Raw genomic sequence first — 25,372 nt, forward strand, 5'->3', positions numbered from 1 at the left:
CGCGCGACGAGCCGCAGGGGCAGAAAACCAAACGCGCGGTTTTATATGGCGCCGCTGCTCGATGCCGTTTGCGGAATCAATGATGCGGAATCAATGATGCTTGCGAAATACGATGTCGAATTCGGCTGCCCAGGTTTTGCCGCCATCGCTTGAGGCGGTGGCGGTTTCGCGCACACCGTCGGCGGTCTGCTCCCAGCTCACCTTGTGCACGGTTTCGCCTTTGGCATCGTAGGTACTGCCGGTCAGCACGATTTGCTTACCTTGTTGAGTGCCTTCGGCCACCAGCAACTCGCCTTCATTGGTGACCCAGCTTTGATGCCATAGCTTTCGCGTAGCGTCGTAGATGGTGTAGCTCTCACCGGTATAGCCGTCTGTTCGCTGAAAGACTTCACGCAGCACGCAGCCGCCGAGAATAGCCGTGACGTGGTTGCGCGCGACGGAGGGTTGGTTCGGCGTGGCAACGCGAAAGGTATCCCAGTCGCCCAGCCAGAAGTCGAACTGCCGGTAGGCGCTATCCTTGCAGTGCGCGGATACTGCTGCAGGGGTGTTGGCTACGGAGGGAAGGGCAAGCAGGGCGCTGCAACTGAAGATGGCGATCAAGGCGATACGATGCAGGGACGACATGACGTACTCCTTAAGAGGGTGGCGCATCTTGGCAGGCAAATCGATCGCGGCATAGAGCATGCTTACGCCAAACTTTCAGTGCTGCTTCGGCCATCAGTTGTCTTTATTCCGACAGCGTATGCGAGTAGAAACAGCAGGCTTTATTGAGGCATGTGCGGCCCTGTTATATGACAGATGTCATTGGCAACGGCTGATGGCGGACTCTAGCCGCGCGATGTCGCATCCATCATGTTGCCGTTCATTGAGTAACCGGTGCATACCGGCGGGGGAAAAGGGTGAATAACGCGGATTTGTTGAAAGAGCTTCGCATCGAGCGCCACCAGCGCGAGGACCGGGATTCGGGTCCGTCGCGTTGGCCGTGGGCGGTCGGTGCGGTGATCTTGATCGTGCTGTTGCTGGGTGGGGCTGGCTGGTATCTGCTGGGCCGATCGGTGCCGGAAGTACATGCCGCCGTAGCCGTATCGCCAGCGTCAAATAGCGGTAACGGCGCGGTGCTGCAGGCGACCGGTTATGTTACGGCGCGGCGTCGAGCGACGGTGTCGGCACAGATTACCGGCACCTTGACCGAGGTATTGATCGAAGAGGGCGATCGGGTCGAGAAAGGCCAGGTATTGGCCCGACTCGACGACAGCGGTTACAAGGCCAGCCTGGAGGCTGCCAAAGCGCAGGCCGAGGCCGCCCATGCATTGGTGGCACAGTTGCAGGCGCAGTTGCAGCAAGGGAACCGCGACGCGGTGCGCCAGGAAACCTTGGCGGCACGTGGATTGGTTTCCAAGCAGTCGGCAGAACAGGCACGAACCCAAGTGGATAGTTTTCGCGCGCAACTTGCTTCGCAGCAGCGGCAAGCCAGTGCGGCCGATGCAGGGGTCGGTGTAGCCAAGGTCAATTTTGATTACACCGTGGTGCATGCACCCTTCAGCGGCGTGATTACCACCAAGGATGCGCAGGTCGGCGAAATTATCTCGCCACTGTCTGCCGGTGGCGGTTTCACCCGCACCGGCGTGGGCACCATCGTCGATATGAACTCGTTGGAAATCGACGTGGATGTCAACGAAGCCTATATCGGCCGGGTCAAGCCGGAGATGCCCGCCGAAGCAGTGCTGGATGCCTATCCCGATTGGAAAATTCCGGCCCACGTGATTGCCATCGTGCCCTCCGCCGATCGCGGCAAGGCCACGGTGAAAGTGCGCGTTGCGCTGGAGCAAAAGGATGGACGCATCGTGCCGGATATGGGCGTGCGGGTGTCGTTTCTGGAGCAGGCCTCGAAAACTGCGGCGCAACTTCCGCAAGGGGTGCTGGTGCCGGCGACGGCCATCGCGCAACGTGACGGACACAGTGTGGTGTTTGTACTTGGTGGCGAGACGGTGCAGCAACGCGCGGTGACGCCAGCCGCACAAAATTACGGCGATCTTCGTCTGCTGCCGGCAGCGGTACAGACCGGCGAGACCGTGGTGTTGTCGCCACCGGCGGATTTGAAAGACGGCATGCGGGTGAAGCAGGCCAGCAAGCCATAGCGGTGTTTGTAGGAGTGCAGCCCGTCTGTTCCTACCCTGCTGCCATCACAGTGACAAGTTAACGAAACATCAGGAGCAACGTATATGAGCACGCTGATCGAAATCCGCGACCTTTCCAAAGTGTATGAGCGCGGCAAGCAGAAAGTTGAAGTGTTGCATCACATTAATCTGGATATTGCCGAGGGCGATTTCCTTGCGTTGATGGGGCCATCCGGTTCCGGCAAGACGACGTTGTTGAATCTGATCGGTGGCCTGGACGCCGCCAGCGGCGGCAGCATCAGCGTGGGCGGCGAGCATATCGATAAGCTCAGTGCCGGTGCCTTGGCGAAGTGGCGCGCATCCAATGTCGGTTTCGTGTTTCAGTTCTACAACCTGATGCCGATGCTCTCTGCGCAGCGCAATGTCGAGCTACCGTTGTTGCTGACCAAGCTCAATGCCGAGCAGCGGCGTAAAAACGCGGCGATTGCGTTGAAGTTGGTCGGGCTTGAGGATCGCGGTTCGCACAAGCCCAGCGAGCTGTCCGGCGGCCAGCAGCAGCGCGTGGCGATTGCCCGCGCCATCGTTTCCGATCCGCACTTGCTGGTTTGCGATGAGCCGACCGGCGATCTCGATCGGCAGTCGGCCGAAGATGTGCTGGGTTTGCTGCGCCAGCTCAATCGCGAACACGGCAAAACCATTGTGATGGTGACCCACGATCCCAAGGCTGCCGAGTACGCCAATCAGACCCTGCATCTGGATAAGGGCACGTTGGTCGAGCAGGCCCTGGCGTGATGAACACGACGATTGCGGAGTTGTTCTTATGAAATACCTCCATCTCATCTGGGCGGCGCTGTTTCGGCGCAAGACCCGTACCATCCTGACCCTGGTGTCGATTATTGCGGCGTTTCTGCTGTTCGGCATGCTCGATGCCGTGCGCAGTGGTTTCGATGATGCCGGCAAGAGCGCGAACGGTGCGCAACGGCTGCAGACGGCATCGAGGTTGTCGTTCATTGATACCTTGCCGCAAGGCCTGGGCGCACAACTGCAGCAGGTGTCCGGGGTGAAATCGGTGGCATATGCCAACTGGTTCGGCGGCGCCTATCAAGACCCGCACAATCAGATCTTCAGCTTTGCGGTCAGCGACAACTACCTCGACCAATACCCGGAGATCGAGGTGAACGCCGAAGCGCGCAAGACATTCGATAGCACGCGCACCGGTGTGATAGTCGGCGAGGAGTTGGCCAAAAAATACAATTGGAAGATCGGCGACAAAATCCCCTTTCAGTCGACCATTTTCGCGCAGCGCGACGGCAGCAAGAATTGGAGCGTCGACATTGTCGGCTTCATGCATGCGAAAGAGAAAAGTGCGACCTGGTTTAACCAGGTGGTGTTGATGCACTGGAAATACTTCGATGAGGGCACGGCCTACAACCGTGGCATGGTCGGCTGGTATGTCAGCCGGGTGAACGACGTGAACCAATCGGACCGCGTAGCCAAGGCGATCGACGCGATATCGGCCAATTCCGATCACGAGACACGTACGCAGACCGAACAGGCGGCAACCGCTTCGTGGATGAAGCAGATGGCCGATATCGGTCTTATCGTGGGTTCGATCATGGGCGCGGTGTTTTTCACCCTGCTATTGCTTGCTGGCAACACCATGATGCAAGCCGTACGCGAGCGCACCAGTGAACTGGCCGTACTCAAGACGCTGGGTTTTTCCAGTCAGTCGGTGATGGCGATGGTGCTGGCCGAATCGGTATTGCTGTTGCTGCTCGGCGGCGTGATTGGCTTGCTGCTGGCGATGTTGGTAGTCGGTGCCATGCATTCCGCGATGGGTGCCGGCATGCCGGTCTCGCCGGTCGATGCGAGCATCTGGATACGCGGCTTATTGCTGATGCTGGTTATTGGTCTGCTGGTAGGCGCCTTGCCTGCGATGCGTGCGATGCGCTTGAACATCGTCGATGCACTGGCTGGTCGTTGAGGAGACGATGACATGAATTTTCTACGTAACTTGGGCCTGCTGGTCGGGCTCGCCGTGGCCTTGGCGATCTGGGTGATGCTGCCGTGGCAGGCCTTGCTGGTGTTGGTCGCGCTGTTTGCGCTGTGGATGGTGTTCACTCGACGTGGTCAGCAGACCGCCTCGATAACCGCAGTCGGCATCAGTACTTTGAAACAACGGCTGGGTTCGTCGGCGGTAGTAGTGATCGGTATCGCCGGTGTGGTCGCGGTGTTGGTGGCGCTGCTGGCGATGAGCGAGGGCTATGCCGACACGCTGCGCAAGACCGGCAGCGTGGACACCGCCATCGTGATGCGTGGCGGTTCGGCCAGCGAAGTGATGTCGGGGCTCGATCACGATAGCGTGGTGGTTATCCAGCAGGCCCCCGGCATTGCGCGCGATGCGCAAGGTAAGCCGATTGCGTCGGCTGAGATCGTGGTAGCCGCGAATCTGCCGACGAAAGGCGGTGGCCCGGACGATGTAGGCAGTGTGCAATTGCGTGGTGTCGACGAGCAGCAGGCATGGATCGCGCGGCCGGAAGTGAAAATCATTGCCGGGCGCAAATTTCAGACCGGGATGCGCGAGCTGATTGTCGGCAAGGGTGCGCAGCGGCAGTTTGTCGGATTGGAGCCGGGACACGACATCAAACTCGGCAACCAGTCCTGGACCGTCGTCGGCGTGTTCGAGACAGGCAACGCGCTTGAGTCAGAAGTATGGGGCGACGGCGATATTGTTGCCGGCACCTACCGTCGCGGTGGCAGCCGTGCTTCGGTAACGGTGAAGTTGGCTGATCCGAAAGCATTCGACGCGTTCAAAGCCTCACTTGCGGCAGACCCGCGCCTCAAGGTGGATACAGAAACCACGATCGACTATTTCAGCAAGCAGTCTGAAGGCACCAGCAAGATCATCAGCATCATCGGCATCACGGTGGGTCTCATCATGGCGATCGGTGCCATGTTCGGCGCCCTCAACACCATGTTTGCCGCTGTCGCCACGCGTGCTCGCGAAATCGCCACGCTGCGCGCCATCGGATTTCGTGGCTTGCCCGTGGTCGTGGCGATTCTGCTGGAGACCATGCTGCTGGCTTTGATTGGCGGCGTGCTCGGTGGGCTACTGGCCTGGTTGATCTTCAATGGCTACACCGCATCCACCATGGCTGCAGGTTCGGTGGGGCAGTTGACCTTCGCCTTCAAGGTGTCGCCACAGCTATTGGTGAATGGTTTGAAATGGGCCCTGGCCATTGGCTTTGTCGGCGGTTTCTTTCCCGCCGTACGCGCCGCACGATTGCCGGTGACGACGGCATTGCGCGAGTCGTAATCACATCAAGGCATTGACGTAACCTGAGTGTCTGGCATATGGTTAGGATTCCTAACTAAATGCCAGGCACTTTTCTTTTGCACGATCCTTCACTCCCCGAACGCATCGCTCACGGTCTGCAAAAGATCGGTATCGCCATGCGCGCCCGTGAATGGAGTGCAGCCGCACCGCTGGGCCTCACGCCGACCCAGGCGCAAATCGTCGTGCTGCTGGCGCGACGCGACGGCGGATTGCGCGTGCAGGAGATTGCCGAACAACTGGCGGTAACCGTCGCCACGGTGAGCGATGCGGTATCCACCCTGGTCGGCAAGAAACTGGCGTGCAAAATCGCTGATCCCGAGGATGGCCGGGCACGACGAATCCAGCTCAGTAAAACGGGCACCATGCTGGCAGGTTCACTCAACGACTGGCCTGATTTATTCACCCAGGCGGCAGCGGAACTGTGGCCGCAAGAGCAGCAAGTGCTGCTGCGCTCGTTGATTACGATGATTGCGTTGCTGCAACGCAAGGGCGCTGTGCCAACGGCGCGCATGTGCGTCAATTGCCAGTATTTTCGCGCCTGGCGTCATAACAACGAGGCCGCACCACATCATTGCGCTTACATCGACGCACCGCTGGCGGAGGCCGAGCTGCGGCTCGATTGCGCCGAGCATGCGCCGGCAAGCGGCGAAGTAGAAACCGAACTATGGCTACACGGACCTGCGGGTCCGGGTACTGCCCCGATCGACGATCGCGTCCATGCACCGGCACGATCGGCACCGTCTCAACGGCGGTAACGAAAGCGGCCCGCCGGTGACAGCCGACGAGCCGCGAGGTGCGCCCTTCCCAAACGTAAGAAAAGGAGCAATTCATCATGGCACAGAAAGCAACTTTCTATCACGCTGGCTGCCCGGTCTGCCTCGACGCCGAGCGTCAACTGGCGTTTTCACTCGATCCGTCGCGCTTCGAAGTAGAAATCGTGCACTTGGGCGAGCAGAAAAACCGGGTGCTCGAAGCGGAGCAGATGGGTGTGACATCGGTGCCGGCGCTGGTCATCGGTACCCAGCCTTATCACATCAATTTTGGCGCCGCGCTGGCCGATCTGAAGTGACCAAGTGATCGACCGGGGCATGGCCTGGCCATGCCCCGGATTCAGGGCATTACCGGTGGTGAATAAGTCAAGGTAAGCCCAAGCAGCCATAGCAGCCCCAGAACCAGGGGCACATGCACCAGTAGCTGGATAAAGGTGAAGCCGACCACATCGCGCGCCTTCAACCCCAATACGCCGAGCAGCGGCAGCATCCAGAATGGGTTGATAAGGTTCGGCAGCGCCTCGGCGGCGTTATACACCTGCACCGCCCAGCCCAGATGCACATGCAGGTCGTTGGCGGCCTGCATCACGTAAGGGGCTTCGATCAGCCACTTACCGCCGCCTGAGGGCACGAAGAATCCGAGTACAGCCGAATAGACGCCCATCACCAGCGAGAACGTTTCGCGGGAGGCGACCTGTACGAACAGGCCCGACAAGCGATGCGCCAATGTCTCACCGCCGATGCCCGGTGCATGCGTAAGCAGCGCGGCAATACCGCCGTATAACGGAAACTGGATCAACACGCCGGCGGTGCTTGGTACGGCGCGGGTTACCGCGTTGAGAAAACTGCGTGGCCGCCAGTGCAGCAACAGTCCAAGCGTGAGGAACAGGAAGTTATACGTATTGAGATTGGCAATCGCCGTCACGGCCGGCTTGGTGGCGAATTCATAGCCGAGCCAGCCCAGGCCGAGCATGCCGATCAGCAGCGACAGCAGCGGGCTGTATTCCAGCCACTCACCCGGCCGGCTGCGTGGCGGCAAAGCGGGGATGGCGGTTTCGTCGACGCCGAAATCCTGCGCGGTACGTGCATGGTCTTTAGACGGCGTCGTGAACCAGCAGATCAGCAGCGAGACGGTAATAAGCACAGCCGTCAGCAGCACCGATTGCCATAAGAAGATCGTTTGGCTGAAAGGCAATACGCCGGTGATCTTGAGTAGTCCTGGCGGCATGCTGGCTGGGTTCGCCTGCAATTGCGCCGCTGACGATGACAAGCCCATCGCCCATACCGCACCCAGGCCCAGGTAGGCCGCAGCGCCGGCTGCGCGGTAATCCATACGTAGCTCTTCACGCCGCGCCAGCGAGCGCACCAGCAGGCCGGCAAAGACCAAAGAAAAGCCCCAAGACAATAGCGACGCCAGCATGCTGACCAAGCCGACATAGCAGACCGCGCTGCGCCCCGAGCGTGGCACGCGGGCAAGTAAATCGATCAAGCGGGCTACAACCGGTGCGGTAGCCAGCACGTAGCCACCGATGACCACGAAGGTCATTTGCATGGTGAAGGGAATCAGGCTCCAAAAGCCGTCGCCAAAGGCGGTAACGGTGACCGTCGGCGTGGCGCCGAAGCCAAGTGCGGCAAGCGCAACCAGCAACACGCCCAAGGCGGCAAACACCCAGGCATCGGGGAACCAGCGCTCTGCCCAGGCAGCGCTACGCAGGGCGGCACGCGCCAACAGCCCTTCATCCGCTTTGCCTTGATTAGGCTTGCTCATATGTTTCCCCGCTCGGCGATCCCAGCATGGTGGCGTGTGGCTCGACTGGGTGGCAAGGAGACTATGGTCTTAGGGGTACCTGTTCTGGTTGACCGGCCAATGCTTGCGGCAAGGTTGCACCCCCTCCCAGCCTCCCCCTGTAAGTCCCGAAAAGGGGACTCCCTTCGGTCGCAGGGGAGGGGTAAAAGCTGCGCGAGCGGCGGTTTTTGACGTTGGCTCTTGACCTTGGGGCCCCTGTGCGTCGGTGAGGGGCGGACGACAAGGCCCGCAGGGGACTCGGCATGGATGCCGAGTCCTTTTCGCCAGTGCATGGATGCACTGTCGAAAAGCCCGGCCGACCCTCACGTACCCGAAGGGCGACTCACCGGGGTGCTCTTTCTTTTGGTTACTTTTCTTTGAGCAAACAAAGAAAAGTGACTCGACCACCGGCAGGTGGCCGAAAGCCCGCCGCAGGCGAACCAAGTTGCGATATCACACATTCACAGGCATAGCCTCAATGCGCCACAAACATCGGCAAATCACTATGCATAAACAAATGCCGAGTCGTACCCCCCAACATCATCTCCGCCAGCCGCGAGCGACTCCATGCACCCATCACAATCATGTCCGCGCGATGAGCATGTGCGGCCTCAAGCAACAGCGGGCCGGCCGCATGGGCAGGGCCGGCGTCGATCGGCTTGATCTGCGCCTGAATGCCGCGTCGTTGTAACCAGTCGGCGAGTCCGGGGGGCGGCAGCACGGTAATCGTGTCCTGATTCATCTCGCTGCCGTCGAGCAGCAGTACGTCTTGGCATTGCTGCAGCAAGGGTACGGCGGCTGCGAGGGCAAGTACGGATTCGCGGCTGCCGTTCCAGGCTACCAGCACGCGTGCACCGATTTGATCGATGCGGGTGATGTTGTCGGGTACGACCAGCACAGGTCGGCCGCTGCCGAATACGCTGCGCGATACCGTACCGAAACCGACCGGTGCGTCACTGCGTTGTTGGCGGCGCTCCATAATCAGCAGGTCGTAGCCGGAGGCTGCCTGACACAGTGTCTGCACGGTATCGCCCTGGGCGACCCGCCAGGTGCCGCTAAGGCCGTGCGCGGTGAGCAGACTTTGCCAGCTATCGGCGTGGGCCTCGGCATCGAGACAGCGCCGGCGGGTTTCTTCCAGTTGTACGGGTACCGACTCAGGCAGGCTGAAGGCGGCGGCAGGGAGGTCGGCTACATACAGCGCATCCAGGCGCGACCGCATGCGCTTGGCCAAGGCCAAGGCGGCACGGGGGCCGGCGGCGTCGAAGTCCAGATGATCCAGATAAAGCAACAGGTCGGTATGAGGCATGAGGCTTCTCCATAGCTGGACTGGTAGCAGCTTAACTCGCTGAAGCTAAAGAGGAGCAAAAAAAACCCCGCACAGGGAGCGGGGCAGGAAGGGCCGGATATCGGGGGGATGAGGGACATCCGGTGAGCTCAATGTGGATGAGTGGCTGTGCAAACGACGTGAAAGTAGTATTCATGATGCGTTTTGGCATGTTTTTAGCGTTTAAAACATCCAGTAGCGACAAATAAGCGCAAGCCCTCTATCAGGCGGTTTGCAAGTGATCTCGGCCCGGTTAAGGTGGGCGCGTCGTCAGTTCGGCGCGTTTATTTTTTTGGAATTTCTATGTCCGCAGTGTCTCGTGCGATAGCGCCGAGCTATGCCTTTGGCGATGAGCTTGCCAGTAGCATCATCCATGGCATCGGCATCTTGCTCAGCATTGCCGGGCTGGTGGTGCTGGTTACGCTTTCGTCGATGTACGGCGATGCGCGGGCGGTCGTGGCCAGTGCGGTATTTGGCAGTACGTTGATCCTGCTTTACACCGCGTCGACGCTGTATCACTCGATTCCTGGTATGGCGGCGAAACGAGTGTTGCGTACGTTCGACCATATCGCGATTTTTCTGCTGATCGCCGGCACCTATACGCCGTTTACGTTGATTGCCTTGCCCGCGGTCTGGGGCTGGAGTCTATTTAGTGCGGTCTGGTTGCTGGCCATTGCCGGCAGTGCGTTGGAGCTCGGCTGGCTGAAACGCTATCGCAAGTTTGCGGTGCTGTTGTATGTCGCGATGGGCTGGGTTGGCATGATTGCGTTCAAACCGCTCAGTGCGCATCTGCAAACAGGTGGCATGGTGTTGCTGATCGCCGGTGGCCTCACCTACACCTTGGGGGTGCCGTTTTATCTGTGGCGGCGTTTGCCGTATCACCACGCGGTTTGGCACTTTTTTGTACTGGCCGGCAGCGTGCTGCATTATCTGGCGGTATTGCTGTATGTCATCCCCGATGCGCCGCCATGAAGGCTGAGTTGCACAGCCTGCGTAGCGATCTGGAGGATGCCGCCACGCATCTCGGGCGGCCGCAGGATCTGCGTTTCAAGTCGATGTTCGGCGGGCTGATGGCCTACTTCAATGAAAAACCGTGCGCCTGGCTTACGGCAAGCGGGTTGGCGCTAAAGCTTGCACCGACGGATCAAGCTACTTTGTTGCGAATGGAAGGTGCTGCGCGCCTGATCGCCAAGCCGGGTGCCGCGCCGAGCCGGCACTACATCGTGGTCCCCGCGGCGGTGTGCCGCGACACCGTGCAGTTAGCCGACTGGCTCAACCGTAGTGCATCACTCTGAGTTGGCGGGAGCGGCGTGGCCGCTCCCGCGCTCGATCAATGCTTCTTCTGCGCCGGAATGAATTGCGTGCGTACTGCCTCGGCGAGCTGCTGGGGCGGTAGCAGGCCCTGGCCGATCACAAAGTCGTTGAAGGCTTGACGGTTAAAGTCCTTGCCCAGGGTCAGTTCGGTATCGAGCCGAAGCTGTTGCAACCGCATATAGCCGTAGAAATAGGCGTTGGCCTGGCCCGGACTGTTGAAGGTATAGCGGTCCAATTCCTGCCTCGCCATCGCCTCTGACAAACCGACTTCATGGGTGAGAATGTCGTGTGCCCGTTCGCGCGTGATTAGGCCGAGATTGAGCATCGGGTCCAGATAAGCGCGAGCAGCGCGCATCAGGCGGGCCTGCAGTGCACCGAACTGACCTGCCGGTGGTTCGTACGGCAGCATTTCCGACTCCGCATACAGCGCCCAGCCTTCGACGTTGACGCTGTTGAAAGCGTACAGGCTGCGTGCCAGCGATACGCCACGCTCGACCATGGCGGCGAATTGCAGCTCGTGGCCGGGGCGACCTTCATGCGCGGTGAGCGTCCATGCCGCGGCCTTGAAGGTGAAGTCGTCATAGCCTTGGGTGCTGTCGCCATTGGCGGAGGGGTTGCCCATGGTCAGCACAAAGGTGCCTTGCTCGCCCTTGTTGTTGACGAAAGGCGGTGGGTCCATGTGCGGCGCGGGCTGCGCGGCCGCCTCGGCTTCAGAGGCGACGCGCATCTGCATCTTGCGCTGCGGCAAGGTGACGATGTGTTCGCGGCGAATGATGTCTTCGATCTTGCCGATCACCTCGTGGTACCACGGCTCGACTTGGTCCTTGTTGAGCTGCTGTTTCTTCAGTGCCTTGAGAACATCGCGATAGTCGGTGGCATCAATGCCTTCGGCCTTGGCAACGATGGGGGCCAATACCTGCATCATGCCGCGCAATTCGACGAACTCAAGCTGTGCTTGCTTCATGAGTTCCTGTGGCGGAATGTCGATGCCGACCTGCTTGAGGTTGTACGCGTACAGTGGCTCGGGCAGGCGGAAATCGGTGCGTGCGCGTGGCAGCACCGTGCTGCGTACCCAACTGTCGTAATCCTTCAGTTGCGTATCCAATGCATCGAGCGCGGCCTTGGCCTCGCTGCTATCTAGCTTGTAGGTGGCGTAGAGCTTGCGCAGGCCATCGACATAACGCTGGGTATTGGCCAGTTTCTGCTCCACATCGCCCTTATACGGACCAAGCAGGCCTTTTTCGCCCAGCCGCTCGGTGGTACGGGCTTTGGCCAATTCGGTAATCGGCGTACAGCCCGGCGCCTTGCCGACATAGCACTGCAGGCGGCTGACGGCGACGCTGCGGCGTTTGGCATCGACATCGTCTTTCAATAAGGCGAACTCGCCGCCGAAGATCAACTGGCCGATGTCTTGATACGGCAGCAGATATTGATGGCTTAGATCGATGCCTTCGATCTGCTGATCCACGGAGTTGATAAGGATGTTTAGATCCTGTCGAACGTTGCTGTCTTTTTCGTTGCCCAGCAGCGCCACCAGTTTGGCCTTCGTCTCAACCAGCAACTGGCGTGAACGCTCGTCAATGCCGGGTTTCAGATCGGTCACCTTGCTGTCGTAAGCGGACAGGCCCACTTGCGAGGCGGACTCCGGGTTGAATTGCGCGGTGGCTTCAAGCAACACCCTGGAGTTGGCATCGCTGCGTTCGACCCATGTCTGGGCAGCACGAGGGGACGCAGTTGCAGCATTTTGCGCCTGCGCCGATCCGGTAGTGAATCCTGCAACAAACAAGGTCGCCGCAATGGCGGAGGCGAGACGTTTGGACATGAGTAAAGACCTCTATGAGATGCAGTCAGCCTAAGCCAGCTAAGGCGTTGCGCCATGTGCCGAAGGGTGGGACAGCGTGGATTAAAGCAGCATGGCGAAGCCGAACAAGCCGATCATCATGAATGAAATCACCAACTTGATAAGTGTGCCGAACAGCAGGCCAAGCCAGGTGCCGATGCCGACGTGGGTCGAGCGCAGCACGCTGTTACCGGCGAGCAGCTCACCCAGCAATGCGCCGACAAAGGGGCCAAGCACCAAGCCGAGCAGGCCGAAAAACATCCCGACCAAGGTGCCCAGGCCCGCGCCCCACAAGGCCATGCGACTGGCGCCCACGCGCTTGGCGCCGAGTGTGCTGGCGACAAAATCGACGACCACGCCAAGCGTGCCGAGCACGCCGATGACGATCAGCCACCACAGGCCCAGGTGCCGGTAGTGATCTACCACTGCCGCAAGCCAGATGCCGCCGAAGATCATCGGAATGCCGGGTAGTGCCGGCAAGATCGTGCCGGCGAGGCCGGCAATAATCAGTACGGCGGCGAGTAGATAAAGCGCGATATCCATGATGTTTCTTGAGTTTAGTGAAATGCATCGCGGTATTCGGGCTTCAGCCAGCGCGCGAATACCGAGGTAGGTACGTCCACACTTTGTGGGCCGGCGGCAGGCGAGGTCACTTGCCCTGGTGGAAAGATCAGGCTGATCCCGTGTGCCAGGTGATCTTTATGGACGATGGGCGCAAACAGATGAAACCGATCTTTGCCGATCTGGGTGCCTTGACGGATCAGCGCGGGGTTCGAAGCCAGGGCTCGGCGATGCCTGCCGGGTCTGAGCTGCGCCATCAATTGCGCGCGAGCTTTGTCGGCCAGGGCGGCTTCGGCGGCGGAAAAGTCAGTAAATAGATCCGGCAGCGCAAGCATCTGCTGTTTCGGTAGGTCATAACTGAAGCTGTTGGTGATCGGTGTTGGATGGGCATTGCCTACTTCGGCATCGCCAAACACCACCACCGTGATGAAGCGCCTGGTTTGGGCGGCTATGCTGAATTCCATCTCCAACGCCCATGGGCCGCTGGAGTGCTGCTTTGGCGCCTGTTTCACCTCGCCGAGAAACTCGCTTCGTTGCATGGCGGCATAGTCGTCTATCGCCTGCTTCAGCTTGCTCCAGGCGGGTTCCAGCGCAGCTTGTTTTATGTCGATGGTGTAGGGGCGGTCGTCAATGCGACCCTCAGTGTGCCCCAGTGTGCTACCCGCTGATGCCGGCACCTCGGTGGCCATGGCGGCACACCATAACAACCCGATGAGTGGCGATATGGCGAACCATCGTAGATGCGGCAGCATGGTGTGCTCTCCATAACAGGGCGGGCATCGGCAGACTCAATCAGCCACAATAGCCAACCGTGGCGATATCGCGAGCGAGTGTACCTCTGTTGTGAATAGTGCCAACCCGATCTTGTCCGGCACCGTCGTACTCAAGGCCGACGAACTTGGCCGCATCGAAATAACCGAGCGCGATGGCGTCAGAGTGATTCGTCGCGACGTCGCCGCGGCGCGTTGGTGGGCGCGTGCCTTTGCCCGGCGAGCCGCCGCACGCGAGGCGCGCGCTTTGCGCAAACTCCATGGCATCGATGGCGTGCCGGCATTGCTTGGTTGGGATGGCCGCGAGCTGCTGCGTGGCTATATCGCCGGTGCGCCCATGCAGCAAGCACAGCCGCGCGATCGTGCCTATTACAAACAGGCGCTGCGTCTGCTTGCGGTGCTGCATCGACGCGGCATCGTGCATAACGACCTGGCCAAAGAACCCAACTGGCTGGTGCGCGAAGATGGCCGTCCGGCGCTGGTGGATTTCCAGATTGCCTGGACGCGCGGGCGGCGCGGCGCCCTGTTCCGCTTGCTCGCGCGCGAAGACTTGCGTCATCTGCTCAAGCATAAGCGCACCTATTGCCCTGAAGCGCTGAGCGTTCGCCAGCGTGCGATTCTCGACACGCCGGCACCCCATGCGCGGCTGTGGCGTGCCACCGGCAAGCGTCTATACAAGCTGATCGCGCGGCGGATTTTCGGTTACTGGGATAACGAAGGGCAGGGGCGCGTGCGCGATTGACTGCGCTTCAGGCTGCTTTGAGCGCGTTACTTTTCGACGAATGCCCGCTCGATCACGTAATCGCCCGGCTCGCGCGTGCGTGGCGAAGCATGGAAGCCGCGACCATCGAGCAGGGTGCAGATATCGTCCAGCATGGCCGGGCTACCGCACAGCATGATGCGATCGGTTGCCGGGTTCAGTGGCGGCAGGCCAATGGCTTCGCTCATCACGCCATCGGCAATAGAGTCGGTGATGCGGCCACGGTTGCGGAACGCCTCGCGAGTGACGCTGGGGTAGTAGATCAATTTTTCGCGCACCAGCTCGCCCAGATATTCGTGTTGCGGCAACTGGTTTTCCAGATAATCGGCGTAGGCGAGGTCGTTGATATGCCGCACGCCGTGGGCGAGCACGATCTTGTCGAAACGCTCATAGGTTTCCGGGTCGCGCACGATACTGAGAAAGGGCGCCAAGCCGGTGCCTGTGCCGAGCAGGTACAAATGCTTGCCGGGCTTCAAGTCGTTAAGCACCAGGGTGCCGGTCGGCTTGCGGCTGACGATGACCGGATCGCCGGGCTTGAGGTGTTGCAGGCGCGAGGTAAGCGGGCCATTGGCCACTTTGATGCTGAAGAACTCCAGGTGCTCTTCGTAGTTGGCGCTGGCGATGGAGTACGCCCGCATCAGCGGTCGGCCATCGACCTCCAGCCCCATCATCACGAAATGGCCGCTATCGAAGCGGAAGCCCGGATCGCGCGTCGTGCGGAAGCTGAAAAGGCTGTCATTCCAGTGGTGCACGTCAATCACGTGCTCGGTCGCCAATGCCACCATGGTCGTTGTCGTCTCGAAGTTAAGTTGTAAGCAGGGATCGCGCCTCTGCTTTCGAAGAAAGGGCAGGCGGGACTCGCGGGGAGGGCGGCAGGGCCGCTGTGCCTGGCGAGCGCCACGGTTGATCGCAGCGTCGGAGGCATAGATTACGCGATTTGAGGGGGGACTGGCGACTGCAGGGTGTCGAGGCGGGGGGCTTGAGTGGTCATTACACTGTGGCTGGCTACGCCTGGGTGCATGCCTGAGCGACAATTTAAGCCGGCTCTATTCACCACATCGAGATCACCATGCCTTACGTAAATATCCAGATTACCAAGGGTGCGACGCGCGCTCAGAAGGCCGAATTGGTCAAGGACGTCACCGATTCGCTTGTGCGCGTACTTGGCAAAAAGCCGGAGCAAACCCACGTCGTTATTCAAGAAATCGCCGAGGAGGATTGGGGCTTTGGCGGCCTGTTGATCGACGACTGGAGAAAGTTGAATGCCTGAGCAGGCATGCCGTCCCGTCGTGGCTGCATCGCTGGGATAACCGCAGGAAACAGGAACGATAGACGGATGACGAGTGTGTTGCATAACTTAATCAGCGAGCTGGAACAAGACGATTTGCTGTTCGAACCGAACCGGCTGCGCGAGCGCAGCGATGTGCTTGATCGCCTTGAGACCTACCTTGCCTGTGATTTACCCCAAGACCTGGATATCCAAGGGGTGGAACTGCAAGGCAGGATCAAGGCGTTGTGCGCCAGTATTGAAGCCATCGATGGCCGGCTCTACCAAAGTATTCGCCAGGATATTCAGCGTGGCGAGGGTGCGCGGAGATTACTTGAATGGGTGCCCGCGGTCGGTTCGGATGAGCATGCCAATAACCCGGTCGGTGGTGATAGCTATGACTATCTCGATGTGCTGATAAGCGGGGTGCTGCAGATCGATGAGCCTGATGCCCAGGCCGGGGAGCTGGCGACGGAAATGGTGTTTTACCAGCCCACCCCGGCACGGCATATATTCGATATGGTCGGCCGCAGCGCGCTCAATGAACACGATGTGTTGATCGATCTCGGTTCTGGCTTGGGCCACGTCCCCTTGCTTGCCGCCATCTGCACGGGTGCCCGTTGCATCGGTATCGAATGGGAGCCGATTTATGTCGATTGCGCTCGGCGCTGCGCGGATGCGCTGAATCTGAGTCGTGCGACATTTATTCAACAGGACGCGCGGACGGCGGATCTGTCAGCCGGTACGGTGTTCTATCTGTACACGCCGTTCACCGGGACGATGCTGCGCGATGTTCTGGGCCGGCTCAAGGGGGAGGCTGCCAAGCGCAAGATTCGCATCTGCACGCTAGGACCCTGCACCGCGACTGTTGCGCGGGAATCGTGGTTGGAAGCCGTCGGCGTGCAAGAGGTCCATCGGCCGGCCTTATTCCACAGCGTTTAAATATCGCCTGGATAGGCATGCCCGCTAATCTACGAGTAAGCGTGGCAGTGTACGGTTCCAGGGTCACTTACATTATTTGGGCGGCCGGCCAGCCATGAAAAAGCTCTTGTCATTTGTCGGGCTGCTTGCACTGGGCTCCGCCGCCTGGTGGCTGTTCCAAACGCATTTGTCTGCTCCGCACGCGGCCGCTGCTGATGTTTCGCAAAAAAATGCTGTTCCCATTCTGGCGGCCAGTGTCGAGCGTCAAGACACCCCGGCAGTGATAAGCGCGATAGGCACGGCGCAGGCATACAACAGTGTCACGGTTCGTACACGTGTCGACGGACAGCTCGACAAGGTCGCCTTCGTCGAAGGACAAGAGGTGCACCGTGGCGACTTGCTTGCCCAACTGGATTCACGTCCGTTCGAAGCCCAATTGCGCTCAGCCCTGGCGCAAAAGGATAGGGATGCGGCACAGCTCGCCAATGTCGAGCGCGACCTCGCACGTTTCTCCGACCTTGCCCATCGCGGTGCGATACCCGCGCAAACCCTCGATACCACCCGCGCTCAGGTCGACCAGCTAAAGGCTACCGTCGAGATGGATCAGGCGCAGATTGAAAATGCGCGCATCGCACTCGGCTACACCACGATTCGAGCGCCATTGGACGGCCGTACCGGTGCGCGCTTGGTGGACGCCGGAAATATGGTCCATGCCACTGACAGTAATGGGCTCGTGCTGATTACGCAGGTTCACCCGATCACGGTCAGCTTTTCATTACCGCAGGATGAGCTGCCGGCGCTGCTGGCAAGTCAACGCAAGGCCGCATTGCAAGTAACGGCTCTGAGCCGCGATGCCAGCCAGCAGCTTGGCCAAGGCGTGATAAGTCTCATCGACAATCAGATCGATTCCACCACTGGAACGATTCATTGCAAGGCAACCTTTGATAACGCCACCAACCTGCTCTGGCCTGGGCAGTTTGTGGTCTTGCATGTTGTGCTGGACATGCATCGCGACGCCCTGACGGTTCCAGCGACAGCCGTGCAGTTGGGCACCGACGGTACGTACGTGTTCATCGTGACCAGCAAGGGCACCGCGGATCTTCGCCACGTCGAGGTGGCGTTCACCGAAGCAAACCGCAGCGTGATCGCACGCGGTGTGTCGCAAGGCGAACGCGTGGTGACCGAGGGTCAATACCATCTTGAGCCAGGTACGCCCGTGCGGATCATCGATCGGCCGCCCTCCCTGAAGTGAGTCCACAACCTGTTGGGGCAACATGAATTTTTCAGCAGTATTCATACGGCGGCCGATCGCCACCTCACTGCTTATGCTCGGGGTGTTGTTTCTCGGGATCATCGGCTACACGCAGTTACCCATTGCCGGGGTGCCGCAGGTCGATATACCGACCATTTCGATCAACGCGTCCCTGCCGGGCGCGAGCGCGGAGACCATGGCCTCGTCGGTGACCGCCCCGCTGGAACGGGCGCTGGCTGTGCTGCCCGGGGTGACCTCGCTGACCTCGACCAGCTCGCTGGGCTCAAGCTCCATCGCGGTGCAATTCGATCTTTCGCGTAGCGTCGATAGTGCCGCGCTTGACGTGCAGACAGCCATCAACGCGGCGTCCGGCGATCTGCCGAAGAACCTGCCGCACCCGCCAAGCTTCGAGAAGGCCAACCCCGCCGACGCGCTGCTCATGACCATCGCGGTCTACTCGGACGTGATGCCGCTGGGCAAAGTCGATGACTATGTGGAGAACTATCTCGCCCCTGAAATCGCACGGGTTCAGGGGGTGGGCGTAGTCGACTATCACGGCCAGCAGAAACCGGCCGTTCGCGTGCGTATCAATCCAGAGGCCATCGCTGCGCTGGGCCTGAGTCTCGAGGATGTGCGCGCCGCGATCGCCGCGTCCACCACCAATGCACCAAAGGGAACACTCAATGGTGAGCATCAGGCAGTGACGCTGGACGCAACCGACCAGGTGGTCGATGCCGATGGCTATGCCGCCTTGGTGGTCGCTTATCGCCATGATGCGCCAGTGCGATTGCGTGACATCGCCAGTGTCGTTGCCAGTGCCGAGGATATACGCCAAGGCGCATGGGTCGGCGGGCATCAGGCGGTGATGGTCGATGTGCACAAGCAGATCGGATTCAACATCAACCAGACCGTCGAGCGGATCAAGGCGGAGCTGCCGCGTTTGACCCATGATCTGCCTGCATCCATGCATATGGTCCTGCTCGGCGATCGCACGCAGACCATTCGCGCCTCGGTCGTCGATTTGCAGTTCACTTTGCTGCTCAGTGTGATCCTGGTGGTGCTGGTGGTTTATGCGTTTCTGCGCGACGTGCGTGCGACGCTTATCCCGGTCGTGACGATACCGTTGTCGCTGCTTGGCACGATTGCGATGATGGATGTGCTCGGCTACAGCCTCGACAATGTTTCGCTGATGGCACTGACTGTGGTCATCGGCTTTGTCGTCGATGACGCGATCGTGATGCTGGAAAACATTCTGCGCCACATCGAGGATGGCCTGTCGCCACTCGACGCCGCCATCAAGGGCTCGCGCGAGATCGCCTTCACCATTGTGTCGATGACCGTTTCGCTGGTGGCTGTGTTTATCCCGCTTTTGTTCATGGGCGGATTGGTCGGGCGGCTGTTTCGCGAATTTGCAGTTACCGCCGGCATCGCCATTCTGATTTCCGGCGTGGTCTCGCTGACTCTGACGCCGACCCTGTGCGCGCGTTTCCTCAATCGCCAGACCGCGCACGGCCGTGGCCGGTTTCATCAGGCCGCCGAGCGTGTGTTCGATCGTCTGCTGGCTATCTATGCCGCCGGCCTGCGCCAGGCATTGATTCATCGGAGGCTGACTCTATGGGTGGCGGGGGTGACGCTTGCCGGCACCGTACTGATGTATATCGCCATTCCAAAAGGCTTCTTTCCGCAGCAGGACAACGGATTGATCGGCGGTGTGACGGAGGCTTCGCAAGACATTTCCTATACGGCCATGGTCGAGCGCATGCACGAGCTCGCTGGCATAGTCGAGCGCGACCCTGATATCGAGCATGTTTATTACTGGGTCGAAGGCGATCCTTCGGCGAATATCGGCCGCTTATTGATCGACCTCAAGCCGTTCGGGCAGCGATCCGCATCGGTGTACGACGTAATCAAGCGCCTACGTCCGCAAGTGGCGAGTTTGTCCGGCATTTCGCTTTATCTGCAGGCGCGGCAGGATTTGCAAATCGGTGCGCGCAGCAGCAAGACTCAATTCCAATACACACTGCGTGATGCGAATCTCGAAGAATTGCGCCACTGGGCGCCAATCATGCTCAAGGCTCTGGGCGATATTCCGGTCATCCAGGATGTGGCCGGCGATCTAGAGCCAGTGGCGCCGCGACTCACCGCAGTGCTTGATCGCGACACGATGAGCCGCTTGGGTATTACGCCACAAATGGTGGACGACACGTTGTATGACGCGTTCGGTCAACGCCAGGTCGCCACTTTCTATACGCAGCTCAATGTGTATCGCGTGGTGCTGGAGGTCGGTTCGCACTATCAACTTGACGCGAACGCATTGCGCCAGCTCTACCTGACAGCATCGAACGGCAAACAGGTGCCGCTGTCCTCGTTCGTTCGACTGGAGAACTCGACCGCGCCGCTGACCATCAACCACGATGGCCAGTTTCCGGCGGTGACGTTGTCGTTCAATCTCGCACCGGGGCACGCATTGAGTGAGGCGATCGCGGCCGTCGATATCAAGGGCGCGGAACTTGGCAAGCCAGTGGGTTTGACGGCGGTATTCCAGGGCTCGGCGCAGGCGTTTCGGGCGTCATTGTCGAATCAGCCTTTGTTGATCGCCGCCGCGCTACTTGCCATCTACATCGTTCTGGGAATCCTCTACGAGAGCTATATCCACCCGCTGACCATTTTGTCGACGCTGCCATCGGCCGGTATCGGCGCCTTGGGCGCGTTGATGATGCTGCAGTACGATTTTTCCCTGATCGCGCTGATCGGTGTGATCCTGCTGATCGGCATCGTCAAGAAAAACGGCATCATGATGGTCGACTTCGCGCTTGCGGCGGAGAACGAACGCGGCCTTGCTCCAGAGCAAGCTATTTATGAAGCCTGCCTGCTGCGCTTCCGTCCCATCATGATGACGACCATGGCCGCCTTGCTTGGCGCTTTGCCGCTGGCGTTCGGTTCCGGGGCGGGCGCGGAGCTACGGCGCCCGCTTGGGATAGCCATCGTCGGTGGCCTGCTGATTTCCCAGATACTTACTCTTTATACGACACCGGTGATCTATCTGTTTCTCGATCGCTTCAACAGGCGTCAAACGCGCGGATTAGCACTGGCGGATTAGCACTGGCAGACGAACGTTAATGACGTGGGCCAAGAATTGCGGCAACCATTAGCTCCGTAGCTTCCGCCGCGACGTTCTTAAGGCTTGCCGTGCCATCGCCTTGGGTGGCTGCTGTCACCGCAAGCCCTTTGATGGCGCCGACCAGCGCGATGGCCGTCAGCGAGAAATCACGGGTTGGCGCCTGCCTGGCCATGGCCATTCGCTCGGCTTCCTGTTTGATGATGGCTGCGAACGCGTCCAGCGCGGCTTGCCGATGTGCCTCCATGTCGGCGCTGATTCCCACCGATTCGACATGGGCGATGCGCGCCAGCCGTACATCCGCGGTCACGCTCGCCAGATAAGCGGTGACTCCCGCGCCGACGCGGGCTTTTGGATTCTCAGGGTCAGCCGCTGCGATCGCCGCTGCCACCGCGCCGAGCGCACGCTTGTTGATGTCGTCGTAGAGAGCGTGGAGCAGTTCTTCCTTGCTGCCGAATTCCTCATAGAAATTACGCGTTGAAGTACCTGCCATCGCACAGAGCTGCTCAATCGAGCTGTTTCGATAGCCCGAGCTGGAAAATGCCTCGATGGCTGCTTCCACGAGTTTTCCACGGCGCTCGGTCCGGCGCTCGGCCGTGGTCCGACTCCGGTACATGCGGCTGTCTATCTTTTTTGCCTCCATCGACCGATCCATTTTAAAGACGCGCCATTTCGAGAGTGTGCCACTCAAAAATGTGGTGGTGCAGCTTGTAAAAGCGTGGCGCGAGCATACTTCGCGCAAATCGGTAAGGCTTATTACCAGTTTATGACCCGGAGAGAGTAGTCCTCGGGCCACTAATGGACGAGCACGGGGAAAGTACTTATGAATTTCCGACTCATCGGCATCTTAACCATGGCGCTCTTTGCAGGGGTATCGGATGCCTGAGCCGTCCTTTCGTTCGGTTATACGTCAGGTTGTTAGCTTGAACTGTCACCGATAAGCTTCCAGCTAATCAGGGGACGCAGCGATTTATGAGCGAGGCACGGCATGTATAGCCGGATCGAAGGGTCCGCTTATCCGGTTATCGGATGCGTATGACCGACGAGTTCATCGAGCCAACGCCTCGTGGGCGACGCAATCTAATTATCCTCTTTGTCATAGGCGCCCTATACGCCACCGCCCATCGACTTTGGCTGCAGCCAGCGCTTTTTGATTACATCAATTCGCTTCCCCTATGCGACCAGCTTCCCTGGTGGCGCGGCCTGCTGATTAGCGTGCTGATTACATTGCTGTTCGTGGCGGCTCTCTCCACCCGATGCGCCTTGCAGATTTTTCAGCACGGTCAGTGGCCGCTGCCCGGCACCTGGGTATTTCGTCGGACCAAAATCCAGCGTGGGCCTGTCGTGCGTTCGAGGGCCTACCTGCTTCTCGTGGCTTCAGCGTTGGCCGTGGCCTGTGCCTGGTTTGGTTGGCAGGGACTTTCCACGACCCCGATATTTCACCCAAAGGGCAAGTGCGCATCAGGGGTGGTCCAACCTGGCCCGATTTCTGAGCCGCGCTCTAGTTGACCTACGGCTTCACCGCCAGTGGTGGCGGTCGCCAAGCCCATGTCATTATGCGTAGTCCGTCGTGAGCAGGATGCCCGGAGGGGGTGCCGGCGGCGGCTTTCATGCATGGGATGCATATGTCCAAGACGATGAGATGGTTGGAGCGGGCTAATGGAAGGGCCTGGGTAGCGCTGCGCGAGGCAGTGGTGTTAATGGTCGGTTTGACGGCAATATCCGCCGTGCATGCCGCGAGTCTGGATGCGGCCCTGCTGCCGAAGATCCAGGGCGCTACTTTTGAAGTGGTGGCCGCCAAGCCGGTCAACGATCCATTGACCTACGAAAAACCTTTGCCGCTGGACCTGCTCCCCTTTCAGGAGCGCAACGACAAGTACTACTCCATCGGCACTGCCTTCGCGATTGGCCACAACCGCTACATCACTGCGGGCCATGTACTGCTGGCTGGCGTGGACAGCCTGTGGGGGCAGCCTTCGCTGCGTGATGCCAGTGGCCATATCTACGCTATCGATAAAGTAGAGAAGTTCGACCTGCGCCGCGATTTCGTGGTGTTCTCGCTGGCCGACGACCCCGCACCCTCTCCACTGGAAGTCGATACCAAGCCCGTACTCAATCAAGAGGTCTACGCCGTCGGCAACGCGCTGGGCACCGGCGTGGTGATCCGCGACGGCCTGTACACCTCCGACACGCCGGAGCAGCAGGATGGCGCCTGGAAGTGGATGCGCTTCTCCGCGGCCGCCTCGCCCGGTAACAGCGGTGGCCCGCTGCTTACCAAGGAGGGCAAGGTCATCGGCGTGGTGCTGATGAAATCGGCCAACGAAAATCTTAACTATGCGCTGCAGATCGGCGATGTGTTGAATGCACCATCCGGCCAGGCGGTGATGGAAAAGCGCGTCACCTATCAGCTCGACATCTTCAGCACGACACTGAACAACCACATCAAGAGCCAGTTCACGCTACCGCTCGGCCTCGCTGATTTCTTCAACGAGTTCCAGAAACGGTTCGGTGACTATGTGGACACGCAGCTCAAGGACATCCTGGCCAAGGATGCCGACAAGCTGTTCCCGCACGGCGACGGCTCCAACCGGTTGCTATACGGCGGATCCTGGATGAATACCTTGCCTGGGCTGATTACGCGCGACAGCACCGGCGAATGGGGCTTGAGCGTCAAAGAAGGCAAGGTCATGACGTTGGCCGCGAACGGCTACGTGGAAACCGGGGTGTTGAATCGCACCTTTTTCCTCCATTTGCGCCGTCCGGATACCTTGCCGGCCAGCAAGCTCTACAACGATCCGTCCGCGCTTGCCGAGCAACTATGCAAGCTAGGCCTATTTATGCGGCAGGTGGGTTCGGAGCAGATCCGCATTACGTCGCTGGGCAAGCCGTTGACCGACACGGTGCATACGGATCAATGGCAGCGCCGCTGGCAGTTGCGTGTATGGGCCATGCCGTACGCCGACACCAAGATAGTGACCTACTCGCTGCCGGTGCCGAGTGGCTACGCCATAATCATGCGCTTTGCCATGCCGGGGCAAAGTTACGACACCACCGCCGACATGCGCACGCTGACCGACTTCGTCTCGGTGAGTTACTCGGGCACCCTGGCCCAGTGGAAAGACTATCTGCAGAACACCGCGCTGTTGCCGGCCGCGTTCAAGGACATCCATATCGACATCGATTACCAGCATCGCTTCAGCTATGCCTCGAAGCGGCTGGCATTCGCCTATACGCCGGATCTGCAGAAGATCGAGCCGGACAGTTTGCTGACCCTGGGAGCGGGGTTTCTCCCCGATCATGGCAAGGTGGTGTGGGACGTGAACACGCTGTCCATGAGGGCCAGCAAGCAAGACGGAGACCGTCTGCATATCGAACGCAACGCTGTTCCGCCCAACGATATGGACGACAGCTTCAAGAGCTATTGGGACAAGCTGGTCAAGCGCCGCCACCCCTACGAGAGCGTGGCTTACACGACCGACGGTGAAACCAATATCGCCGCGCCAGCCGGGGAGCAAGCCGCTGCGCCCAGCGTGTTGTACTCGGTGTACTACGTCATGGCCGGTACGCAGCAGCAGGACACCATGAAGACCAAGCTCGATCTGCTGCTGAAGGGCCTTCAGATCAAGGAGCATTGAGCTGCGACGATGGCTGGCCGGTATCCCGATGTAACCATCACGATAGACGGCAAAGCTCGCGCTGGTCGTTAAAAGCTGAAGCTGCGAAGATGTCGGCAGCTTCAGCGTTTGCCTATGTGGATTCCATGCTTATTCGCGATATCCAACTGCAAGAAGTCGAGTCAGTGCGACAGTTTCTCTGTGCCAATGGGTGGGCTCAGCGGGTGGGGGACGCAGAGCAGTTCGCGCTACTTCTGGCCAACTCGCAACGGACCGCAGTCGCTATCTTAGATCGACAGATCATTGGCTTTGCGCGGGCGATTACCGATGGCATATCCAACGGGTATCTCTCCATGCTGATCGTATCGTCCGAGCATCGGCATCAAGGTGTGGGTCGCGGGCTGGTTCAGCACATCACCGGTGATAACCCCAATATCACATGGGTTCTTCGTGCGGGCCGGGAAGGTGCGGCAACATTCTTCGCAAAGCTCGGGTTTCAGGTGTCCTCCATTGCTATGGAGCGGCTACGTAGTTAGCTGGCCCGCGCGGCCGACTTTGGCTGTCATTTATGCCTAATGTGGACGGAGCCTGGGCAGTATGTATGGCAATTCGTTTGTAGGG

At 59.7% G+C, this 25,372-nt stretch carries 23 protein-coding genes; 15 read left to right on the forward strand and 8 right to left on the reverse strand.

Annotated features, from left to right (window positions below):
- Nucleotides 1-90: 90 nt before the first annotated feature.
- Nucleotides 91-624: a hypothetical protein gene (locus tag DVJ77_RS09190; protein ID WP_162791422.1), complete on the reverse strand. Its 534-nt coding sequence runs from the start codon at nucleotides 622-624 to the stop codon at nucleotides 91-93.
- 275 nt (nucleotides 625-899) lie between these two features.
- Between DVJ77_RS09190 and DVJ77_RS09195 the strand changes: the two genes are divergently transcribed.
- From DVJ77_RS09195 to DVJ77_RS09220, 6 genes are all read left to right on the forward strand, one after another.
- Nucleotides 900-2,138, forward strand: coding sequence for an efflux RND transporter periplasmic adaptor subunit (locus tag DVJ77_RS09195; protein WP_114845171.1), 1,239 nt, complete (start codon nucleotides 900-902; stop codon nucleotides 2,136-2,138).
- Between the two features lie 84 nt (nucleotides 2,139-2,222).
- The gene (locus DVJ77_RS09200) at nucleotides 2,223-2,909 is read left to right on the forward strand and encodes an ABC transporter ATP-binding protein (protein WP_114845172.1); all 687 of its coding nucleotides are present in this window, start codon (nucleotides 2,223-2,225) and stop codon (nucleotides 2,907-2,909) included.
- Between the two features lie 28 nt (nucleotides 2,910-2,937).
- Nucleotides 2,938-4,101, forward strand: coding sequence for an ABC transporter permease (locus tag DVJ77_RS09205; RefSeq protein ID WP_114845173.1), 1,164 nt, complete (start codon nucleotides 2,938-2,940; stop codon nucleotides 4,099-4,101).
- A 12-nt stretch (nucleotides 4,102-4,113) separates the two neighbouring features.
- Nucleotides 4,114-5,433 carry an ABC transporter permease gene (locus DVJ77_RS09210; protein ID WP_114845174.1) on the forward strand — a complete coding sequence of 440 codons (1,320 nt, stop codon included), beginning with the start codon at nucleotides 4,114-4,116 and terminating at the stop codon, nucleotides 5,431-5,433.
- Between the two features lie 59 nt (nucleotides 5,434-5,492).
- Nucleotides 5,493-6,209, forward strand: coding sequence for a MarR family winged helix-turn-helix transcriptional regulator (locus DVJ77_RS09215; RefSeq protein WP_114845175.1), 717 nt, complete (start codon nucleotides 5,493-5,495; stop codon nucleotides 6,207-6,209).
- Nucleotides 6,210-6,286: 77 nt separating this feature from the next.
- The gene (locus tag DVJ77_RS09220; protein WP_114845176.1) at nucleotides 6,287-6,523 is read left to right on the forward strand and encodes a thioredoxin family protein; all 237 of its coding nucleotides are present in this window, start codon (nucleotides 6,287-6,289) and stop codon (nucleotides 6,521-6,523) included.
- Between the two features lie 41 nt (nucleotides 6,524-6,564).
- Here the strand turns inward: DVJ77_RS09220 and DVJ77_RS09225 are convergent, their stop codons facing one another.
- Nucleotides 6,565-7,992, reverse strand: coding sequence for a short-chain fatty acid transporter (locus DVJ77_RS09225; protein ID WP_191983678.1), 1,428 nt, complete (start codon nucleotides 7,990-7,992; stop codon nucleotides 6,565-6,567).
- 493 nt (nucleotides 7,993-8,485) lie between these two features.
- Entirely contained in the window at nucleotides 8,486-9,316 is an 831-nt protein-coding gene (locus tag DVJ77_RS09230; protein WP_114845177.1) for a universal stress protein, read from the reverse strand.
- A 321-nt stretch (nucleotides 9,317-9,637) separates the two neighbouring features.
- On the opposite strand from DVJ77_RS09230, the gene trhA reads away from it, so the two are divergent.
- Together trhA and DVJ77_RS09240 are read left to right on the forward strand one after the other, a co-directional pair.
- Nucleotides 9,638-10,306 (forward strand): PAQR family membrane homeostasis protein TrhA, encoded by a 669-nt coding sequence (trhA, locus tag DVJ77_RS09235; protein ID WP_114845178.1) that lies wholly within the window; start codon nucleotides 9,638-9,640, stop codon nucleotides 10,304-10,306.
- Complete coding sequence (locus DVJ77_RS09240; RefSeq protein WP_114845179.1) at nucleotides 10,303-10,629, forward strand: TfoX/Sxy family protein; 327 nt, start codon at nucleotides 10,303-10,305, stop codon at nucleotides 10,627-10,629. Before trhA ends, DVJ77_RS09240 begins: the two co-directional genes overlap by 4 nt.
- A gap of 35 nt (nucleotides 10,630-10,664) precedes the next feature.
- Here DVJ77_RS09240 and DVJ77_RS09245 read toward each other — a convergent pair whose 3' ends face one another.
- The 3 genes from DVJ77_RS09245 to DVJ77_RS09255 form a co-directional block, all read right to left on the reverse strand.
- Nucleotides 10,665-12,470, reverse strand: a complete 1,806-nt coding sequence (locus DVJ77_RS09245; protein ID WP_114845180.1) for a DUF885 domain-containing protein — start codon at nucleotides 12,468-12,470, stop codon at nucleotides 10,665-10,667.
- Between the two features lie 81 nt (nucleotides 12,471-12,551).
- Complete coding sequence (locus DVJ77_RS09250) at nucleotides 12,552-13,031, reverse strand: DUF456 domain-containing protein (protein ID WP_114845181.1); 480 nt, start codon at nucleotides 13,029-13,031, stop codon at nucleotides 12,552-12,554.
- A gap of 14 nt (nucleotides 13,032-13,045) precedes the next feature.
- Entirely contained in the window at nucleotides 13,046-13,801 is a 756-nt protein-coding gene (locus DVJ77_RS09255) for a hypothetical protein (protein WP_114845182.1), read from the reverse strand.
- 91 nt (nucleotides 13,802-13,892) lie between these two features.
- On the opposite strand from DVJ77_RS09255, the gene DVJ77_RS09260 reads away from it, so the two are divergent.
- Entirely contained in the window at nucleotides 13,893-14,561 is a 669-nt protein-coding gene (locus DVJ77_RS09260) for an RIO1 family regulatory kinase/ATPase domain-containing protein (RefSeq protein ID WP_114845183.1), read from the forward strand.
- A gap of 26 nt (nucleotides 14,562-14,587) precedes the next feature.
- On the opposite strand, the gene DVJ77_RS09265 is transcribed toward DVJ77_RS09260, so the two are convergent.
- The gene (locus tag DVJ77_RS09265; protein ID WP_114845184.1) at nucleotides 14,588-15,364 is read right to left on the reverse strand and encodes a ferredoxin--NADP reductase; all 777 of its coding nucleotides are present in this window, start codon (nucleotides 15,362-15,364) and stop codon (nucleotides 14,588-14,590) included.
- Nucleotides 15,365-15,648: 284 nt separating this feature from the next.
- On the opposite strand from DVJ77_RS09265, the gene DVJ77_RS09270 reads away from it, so the two are divergent.
- The 4 genes from DVJ77_RS09270 to DVJ77_RS09285 all read left to right on the forward strand — a co-directional run bounded on the left by DVJ77_RS09270 (nucleotide 15,649) and on the right by DVJ77_RS09285 (nucleotide 21,119).
- On the forward strand, nucleotides 15,649-15,849 hold the full coding sequence (locus DVJ77_RS09270; protein WP_114845185.1) for a tautomerase family protein: 201 nt from the start codon (nucleotides 15,649-15,651) through the stop codon (nucleotides 15,847-15,849).
- A 75-nt stretch (nucleotides 15,850-15,924) separates the two neighbouring features.
- Entirely contained in the window at nucleotides 15,925-16,788 is an 864-nt protein-coding gene (locus DVJ77_RS09275; RefSeq protein WP_162791423.1) for a class I SAM-dependent methyltransferase, read from the forward strand.
- 94 nt (nucleotides 16,789-16,882) lie between these two features.
- The gene (locus DVJ77_RS09280; protein WP_114845187.1) at nucleotides 16,883-18,019 is read left to right on the forward strand and encodes an efflux RND transporter periplasmic adaptor subunit; all 1,137 of its coding nucleotides are present in this window, start codon (nucleotides 16,883-16,885) and stop codon (nucleotides 18,017-18,019) included.
- A 22-nt stretch (nucleotides 18,020-18,041) separates the two neighbouring features.
- Nucleotides 18,042-21,119 (forward strand): efflux RND transporter permease subunit, encoded by a 3,078-nt coding sequence (locus DVJ77_RS09285; RefSeq protein ID WP_114845188.1) that lies wholly within the window; start codon nucleotides 18,042-18,044, stop codon nucleotides 21,117-21,119.
- 16 nt (nucleotides 21,120-21,135) lie between these two features.
- Here the strand turns inward: DVJ77_RS09285 and DVJ77_RS09290 are convergent, their stop codons facing one another.
- Entirely contained in the window at nucleotides 21,136-21,780 is a 645-nt protein-coding gene (locus DVJ77_RS09290) for a TetR/AcrR family transcriptional regulator (protein ID WP_162791424.1), read from the reverse strand.
- A 982-nt stretch (nucleotides 21,781-22,762) separates the two neighbouring features.
- Here DVJ77_RS09290 and DVJ77_RS09300 point away from each other — a divergent pair.
- Together DVJ77_RS09300 and DVJ77_RS09305 are read left to right on the forward strand one after the other, a co-directional pair.
- On the forward strand, nucleotides 22,763-24,772 hold the full coding sequence (locus DVJ77_RS09300; protein WP_225427909.1) for a S1 family peptidase: 2,010 nt from the start codon (nucleotides 22,763-22,765) through the stop codon (nucleotides 24,770-24,772).
- Nucleotides 24,773-24,861: 89 nt separating this feature from the next.
- Entirely contained in the window at nucleotides 24,862-25,287 is a 426-nt protein-coding gene (locus DVJ77_RS09305; RefSeq protein ID WP_225427910.1) for a GNAT family N-acetyltransferase, read from the forward strand.
- Nucleotides 25,288-25,372 lie beyond the last annotated feature (85 nt).

The sequence above is a fragment of the Dyella tabacisoli genome (assembly GCF_003350925.1).
Taxonomy (GTDB): domain Bacteria; phylum Pseudomonadota; class Gammaproteobacteria; order Xanthomonadales; family Rhodanobacteraceae; genus Dyella_C; species Dyella_C tabacisoli.

Bases quoted from the DNA above. Each gene is read 5' to 3' on its own strand.
- DVJ77_RS09230 (WP_114845177.1), bottom strand. From the start codon at position 9,316: ATGCCTCATACCGACCTGTTGCTTTATCTGGATCATCTGGACTTCGAC.
- DVJ77_RS09245 (WP_114845180.1), bottom strand. From the start codon at position 12,470: ATGTCCAAACGTCTCGCCTCCGCCATTGCGGCGACCTTGTTTGTTGCA.
- DVJ77_RS09220 (WP_114845176.1), top strand. From the start codon at position 6,287: ATGGCACAGAAAGCAACTTTCTATCACGCTGGCTGCCCGGTCTGCCTC.
- DVJ77_RS09255 (WP_114845182.1), bottom strand. From the start codon at position 13,801: ATGCTGCCGCATCTACGATGGTTCGCCATATCGCCACTCATCGGGTTG.
- DVJ77_RS09250 (WP_114845181.1), bottom strand. From the start codon at position 13,031: ATGGATATCGCGCTTTATCTACTCGCCGCCGTACTGATTATTGCCGGC.
- DVJ77_RS09300 (WP_225427909.1), top strand. From the start codon at position 22,763: ATGTCCAAGACGATGAGATGGTTGGAGCGGGCTAATGGAAGGGCCTGG.
- DVJ77_RS09265 (WP_114845184.1), bottom strand. From the start codon at position 15,364: ATGGTGGCATTGGCGACCGAGCACGTGATTGACGTGCACCACTGGAAT.
- DVJ77_RS09215 (WP_114845175.1), top strand. From the start codon at position 5,493: ATGCCAGGCACTTTTCTTTTGCACGATCCTTCACTCCCCGAACGCATC.
- DVJ77_RS09225 (WP_191983678.1), bottom strand. From the start codon at position 7,992: ATGAGCAAGCCTAATCAAGGCAAAGCGGATGAAGGGCTGTTGGCGCGT.
- DVJ77_RS09240 (WP_114845179.1), top strand. From the start codon at position 10,303: ATGAAGGCTGAGTTGCACAGCCTGCGTAGCGATCTGGAGGATGCCGCC.
- DVJ77_RS09305 (WP_225427910.1), top strand. From the start codon at position 24,862: ATGTCGGCAGCTTCAGCGTTTGCCTATGTGGATTCCATGCTTATTCGC.
- DVJ77_RS09205 (WP_114845173.1), top strand. From the start codon at position 2,938: ATGAAATACCTCCATCTCATCTGGGCGGCGCTGTTTCGGCGCAAGACC.
- DVJ77_RS09210 (WP_114845174.1), top strand. From the start codon at position 4,114: ATGAATTTTCTACGTAACTTGGGCCTGCTGGTCGGGCTCGCCGTGGCC.
- DVJ77_RS09270 (WP_114845185.1), top strand. From the start codon at position 15,649: ATGCCTTACGTAAATATCCAGATTACCAAGGGTGCGACGCGCGCTCAG.
- DVJ77_RS09285 (WP_114845188.1), top strand. From the start codon at position 18,042: ATGAATTTTTCAGCAGTATTCATACGGCGGCCGATCGCCACCTCACTG.
- DVJ77_RS09280 (WP_114845187.1), top strand. From the start codon at position 16,883: ATGAAAAAGCTCTTGTCATTTGTCGGGCTGCTTGCACTGGGCTCCGCC.
- DVJ77_RS09190 (WP_162791422.1), bottom strand. From the start codon at position 624: ATGTCGTCCCTGCATCGTATCGCCTTGATCGCCATCTTCAGTTGCAGC.
- DVJ77_RS09200 (WP_114845172.1), top strand. From the start codon at position 2,223: ATGAGCACGCTGATCGAAATCCGCGACCTTTCCAAAGTGTATGAGCGC.
- trhA (WP_114845178.1), top strand. From the start codon at position 9,638: ATGTCCGCAGTGTCTCGTGCGATAGCGCCGAGCTATGCCTTTGGCGAT.
- DVJ77_RS09290 (WP_162791424.1), bottom strand. From the start codon at position 21,780: ATGGAGGCAAAAAAGATAGACAGCCGCATGTACCGGAGTCGGACCACG.